This is a genomic window from Pseudoalteromonas sp. 2CM28B (assembly GCF_023161935.1).
In genome coordinates this window covers 72,357-78,356 of record NZ_JALNTH010000035.1, presented here as the reverse complement: position 1 = coordinate 78,356, position 6,000 = coordinate 72,357, and the positions used below count along the sequence as shown (strand labels likewise).

Annotated in this window: 2 protein-coding genes; both read left to right on the top strand. The window is 40.8% G+C overall.

Going from position 1 to position 6,000, the window contains the following annotated elements; translation table 11 throughout:
- Positions 1-4,767, top strand: a 4,767-nt coding sequence (locus MTN96_RS29525) for an NAD-glutamate dehydrogenase (RefSeq protein WP_248533739.1), incomplete at its 5' end; no start/stop codon positions are given.
- Positions 4,768-4,884: 117 nt separating this feature from the next.
- Positions 4,885-5,895: a quinone-dependent dihydroorotate dehydrogenase gene (pyrD, locus tag MTN96_RS29520; protein WP_248533737.1), complete on the top strand. Its 1,011-nt coding sequence runs from the start codon at positions 4,885-4,887 to the stop codon at positions 5,893-5,895.
- Positions 5,896-6,000 lie beyond the last annotated feature (105 nt).

The window sequence follows — 6,000 nt, the reverse complement described above, 5'->3', positions numbered from 1 at the left end:
GATAATGTGTTACTCGTTGAGAAATTCGCCAAAGCCTTGTACAGCAATATGTCTAAAGAGGATTTGGCAAATCGCAATGATAGTGACCTATACGGTGCTGCACTCAGCCTTTGGAATGCACTAGAAAAAAACACCACGGACGACGCAGTAATTCGCGTTTTCAACCCTGAAGTAGCAAAAGATGGCTGGCAGTCATCACATACAATTGTAGAAATTATTGCTAAAGATATGCCATTTTTAGTAGATTCTGTTCGTATGGCTATGACCCGTGAAAATATAGCTTCTCACTTATTACTTCACTGCCCACTAAAAATTCAGCGTGACGATAACGCTAAAATTTCTGGTTTATCAAATTTAAAAGCAGAGCAAGAATCAACCTCTACTAAAACAGTGTTCTTTATTGAGATTGACCGCCAAACCGATGCATCTGTTATTGCGTCTTTCAAAAAAGAGCTCGAATCAGTATTGGTTGATGTTTCTATTGCGGTAGATGATTGGCAGCCAATTCGCGAAAAATTAGTCTCTGTTACAAAAGAAGTACCAAAACGTAAGCACAATAAAAATAAGAACGAAGTATCTGAAGCCGTAGAGTTTTTAGATTGGCTGGCTAAAGATAACTTTACTTTAATGGGTTATCGCGAGTACGAGCTTACCCCTGTACAAGGTGATTACCAGTTAAAAGGTAAAATGGACACAAGCCTTGGCCTGATGAAAAATTCAACCGATGAGCACACACGTTTATTATCTGAATTACCTGAATTTGCTCGCCAAGAAGCCCTCAGCAGTAATTTATTAGTATTAACAAAAACGAACTCTGTATCGCGCGTTCATCGCCCAGCCTACATAGATTACGTTGGTATTAAACGCTTTGATGATGAAGGCAATGTGGTTGGTGAAGACCGTTTTATCGGCCTATTTTCATCAAGCTTTTACAACAACAGCGCAGCAGATGTGCCTGTTCTAAAAACTAAAATTAACCGCATCATGGATATGTGTGACTTTGCTAAAGGCACCCATGCATACAAAGCGGTACTTAATATTTTAGAAACGTACCCACGTGATGAGTTAGTTCAAGCTCGTGAGAGCGAGTTACTCGAAGTAGCAATGGGTGTTTTACAAATTCAAGAGCGCGACATGTGTCGCTTGTTTGTGCGTAAAGACGCCTACGGACGTTTCTTCTCTTGTATGGTGTACGTCCCGCGTGAGCGATATAACACAGCACTGCGCCGAGAAACACAAGACATTTTAGCTAACGCCTTTAATTCTGACGAAAAAGTCGAATTTACTACCTATTTCTCTGAGTCAACACTGGCGCGTACACATTACACCGTTCGTGTGACCGATAACAATATCGAATATAACGTGAAAGACATCGAAAACAACCTAGTAGAAGCTGCTCGTACATGGGAAGATAAATTACAATCTGCACTGTTAGAGTCAGCAGGGGAAGCCCGCGGTAATGAGCTAAATCGTAAATATTGCAATGCGTTTGCACGCTCTTACAAAGATGAAGTACTACCGAGTGCTGCGGTTGTAGATATTGAAAAACTAGAATTGTTAAACGACGAGAACAAGCTAGAAATGTTGTTCTACCGTCCGCAAGAAGAAGCTAACAGCAATATTGTACGCCTAAGCTTGTTCCATAAAGATGAGCCAATTCACTTATCTGATGTTATGCCAATGCTAGAAAACTTTGGTTTACGCGTTGTAGGTGAAACGCCATATTCTGTTAAAACAAGTGATGGTCGTATCAATTGGATCATGGACTTCTCTATGCTGATTGACAGCAAAGGAATGGCCGACTTTGATAAGATTTCTGCTCGTTTTCGCGCTGCATTAACTAATGTTTGGGGCAACCGCCTTGAAAACGACGGCTTTAACCGCTTAGTATTAATGGGTGGTTTAACAGGTCGTGAAGCCTCTATTTTACGTGCCTATGCAAAATACATGCGCCAAATTGGGGTTACCTTCTCACAGACCTACATTGAGAGCACGTTTGCAAACTACCCGCATATTGCTGCGCAAATAGTTAACTTATTTGCTAAAAAATTCTCAGTAAAAAGCCCTGCAAGCCCTAAAACACTTGAGAAATTAAGTGCACAAATTTACTTAGAGCTTGAAAACGTAGCGAACCTTGATGATGACCGTATTATACGTTTATACGTAGATATGATTGTCGCAACACTGCGTACTAACTACTTCCAAAAAGATGAAACAGGTCAGTTTAAATCTTACGTGTCGTTTAAGGTACAGCCTAGCTTAATTCCTGATATGCCGCTTCCGCTGCCAGCATTTGAGATTTTTGTATACTCTCCGCGTGTAGAAGGTGTGCATTTACGTGGTGGTAAAGTTGCTCGTGGTGGCCTTCGTTGGTCAGACCGTCGTGAAGATTTCCGTACTGAGGTACTGGGCTTAGTAAAAGCGCAACAAGTTAAAAACACTGTAATTGTTCCGGTAGGTTCTAAAGGTGGTTTTGTATGTAAGCAGCTACCGAGTGAACGCGAAGCCTTTATTAAAGAAGGTCAAGAGTGTTACAAAATTTTCATCCGTGGTTTATTAGACATTACCGATAACATTGAGCGTGGTGAAATTGTACCGCCAGCTAATGTAACGCGTCACGATGAAGACGACCCATACTTAGTAGTTGCAGCAGATAAAGGTACAGCTACCTTCTCTGATATTGCTAACGGTATTGCTAACGAATACAACTTCTGGCTAGGTGATGCGTTTGCATCAGGTGGTTCAGTAGGTTATGACCATAAGAAAATGGGCATAACAGCAAAAGGTGCATGGGAGTCTGTTAAACGTCATTTCCGTGAAATGGATATTGACTGTCAAACTACCGACTTCACTGTGGTTGCTATTGGTGATATGGCCGGCGACGTATTTGGTAACGGCATGTTATTGTCTAAGCACATTCGCTTACAAGTCGCGTTTAATCATATGCACATATTTGTAGACCCTACACCAGATGCAGCGACCTCTTACCCAGAGCGTGAGCGCTTGTTTAACCTGCCTCGTTCATCATGGGAAGATTACAATAAAGATCTGATTTCAGCGGGTGGTGGGATTTTCTCGCGCGCAGCTAAATCGATTTCTTTAAGCCCAGAAATGAAAAAAATGCTTGGCACTAAAAAAGCAAGCATGACACCGAACGAGTTAATCAAAGCCTCATTAATGATGGAATTTGATTTACTGTGGAACGGTGGTATTGGTACTTACATTAAAAACAGCCACGAAACAGACGCTGATGTAGGGGATCGTGCAAACGATGCGCTGCGCATAAACGGTAAAGACCTTGGCGCTAAAATTTTAGGTGAGGGTGGTAACTTAGGTGCAACCCAATTAGGGCGTATTGAGTTTGCAGCCAAAGGCGGGCGTGTAAATACCGACTTTATTGATAACGTAGGCGGTGTTGCGTGTTCAGATAACGAAGTAAATATTAAAATTTTACTTAACGGCTTAGTTTCAGAAGGGGATTTAACACGTAAACAACGTGATGAGTTACTTTACTCTATGACCGACGAAGTGTCTGAGCTTGTACTTAAAGATTGTTACCGTCAAACACATACATTGTCGATTACACAGTCTAAAGGTGCATCAACTCTTAAAGAGAAGATCCGCTTTATTCATGCCCTTGAAAAAGAAGGCAAGCTAAACCGTGCAATCGAGTTTTTACCAACGGATGAAGAGTTGGCAGAGCGCGCTGCAGCAGGTAAAGACCTAACACGTCCAGAGCTTTCAGTATTAGTTTCGTACGCTAAAATGGTGCTTAAAGAGTCTTTAGTAACAGATGAAATTACTGAAAACCCGTACTACCGTCAGCTACTAGTTAAGTCTTTCCCGCGTCCACTGCGTGAAAAATTTAACGACGCGATGGATAATCACCCACTGCGCAAAGAAATCATTGCAACAAAACTGGCGAACAATATCGTTAATGACATGGGCTTAAACTTCATGGTACGCATGAACGAAGAGACCGGTGCTAACGAAGCTGAAATCGCAATGTGCTACTCAATTGCGAGTGAGATTTTTGAAATGCGTGAAACCTGGTCATCAATCAGCGCGCTAGATAATAAAATCCCAGCAGCGGTTCAAACCGAAATGCTGTACCAATTACGTCGTACTGTTCGCCGTGCAACACGCTGGTTCTTACGTCATCGTAATAAGGCACAAACAATTGAACAAGCTATCGAGTTCTTTGCGCCAACATTTAAAGATTTAAGCGAAAACTTAAATACGTACATGCAAGACAAAGAACACGAATGTTTAACTGGCAAAGCAAATGAGCTAGTTGAAAAAGGTGTACCTAAGCAAATTGCTAAGCGTATTATTGACCTTTCTAGCCTGTTCTCTGTAATGGATATTGCTGAAATAGCGCATAATTCAGGCCGCAGTGTGGCGATGGTATCTAATACCTACTTTAAACTTGGCTCGCGTATGGGCTTACACTGGTTCTTAGATCAAATTACTAACCAGCCTGTTTCTAATCATTGGCAAGCACTTGCCCGTGCGTCGTATCGTGAAGAGCTTGATTGGCAACAACGTACGCTTTCTCATGTTGTGCTAAACAGCTTTGAAGGTGACGAAAACGATGTTGATAATCAAATCGATCAGTGGATGGCCAGCCAAGATCTGCTGCTACAGCGTTGGAAGCAAATGTTAGCTGAATTTAAAACCTCGCAAAGTCACGACTTTGCTAAGTTCTCAGTTGCACTGCGCGAATTAATGTTGTTAAGCCATAACTGTGATACATCAGGAAAATAATTTAGCTTTAATTGGTTATTTATTCAGTAAATAATCAGTTAATTGTTAAAATTGTTATACAATACCTCAGCCTAGTCTGAGGTATTTTTTTGTCTGTAATTTAAAGAGGAACAATTCATGTTTTACGATTTAGCCCGCCGTTTTATGTTCACCCGAGATGCTGAATGGGCACATGAGTTTGCGCTTAATAATTTACGCCGTTTTGCACACACCCCTTTAAACACAGCTTGGTCACAACAACTACAAAACAAACCAGTTAATTTTTTAGGCCTTGAGTTTAAAAACCCTGTGGGTTTGGCTGCAGGTTTAGATAAAAACGCTGAGTGTATTGATGCCTTTAGCCAAATGGGCTTTGGTTTTGTAGAAGTTGGCACTGTTACCCCGCGCCCCCAAGCAGGTAATGATAAGCCGCGCATTTTTAGATTACCGCAGTCAAATGCCATTATTAACCGAATGGGCTTTAATAATAAAGGGGTCGATAATTTAGTTAATAACGTAAAAAATGCCAAGTACACCGGTATTTTAGGTATTAATATTGGTAAAAATAAAGATACCCCAAATGAACAAGGTAAAGACGACTACATTCATTGTATGCGTAAAGTGTTCGAGCATGCTTCGTATATTACGGTCAATATTTCATCTCCAAATACTCCAGGGCTGCGCGATTTACAATATGGCGCCGTGTTAGATGATTTACTGCAAAGTTTAAAGAATGAACAGCTCGATTTAATTGCCAAGCATAATAAGCAAGTACCTATGCTGGTTAAAATAGCGCCAGATCTTGATCAAATCCAAATTGACCAGGTTAGCGAGTCACTATTAACTAATAAAATTGATGGCGCAATCGCAACAAATACTACGCTTGAACGTAGTGCAGTAATGGGTCAGCAATACGCCGATGAGGCGGGTGGTTTATCTGGCAGCCCAGTAAGAGAGCGCTCTACACACGTTGTTAGCGAACTTAAACGTTTAACACAAGGTAAATTACCAATTATTGGTGTAGGCGGTATTGATGATGCGCAATCTGCTCAAGAAAAGCTAAATGCAGGCGCAAATTTAGTGCAGGTTTATACTGGGTTCATCTACAAAGGGCCACAATTGGTAAAATCGATCGTTGATTCCTTATAAGGATCAGTTATGTAAGCTTTTGATCGTTCAATAAATGTTCTAAACAAATGTTTTAAAAATGGTCAAAAGCCGTTATAATCTAATATTAATGTCTTAATTAAAAAT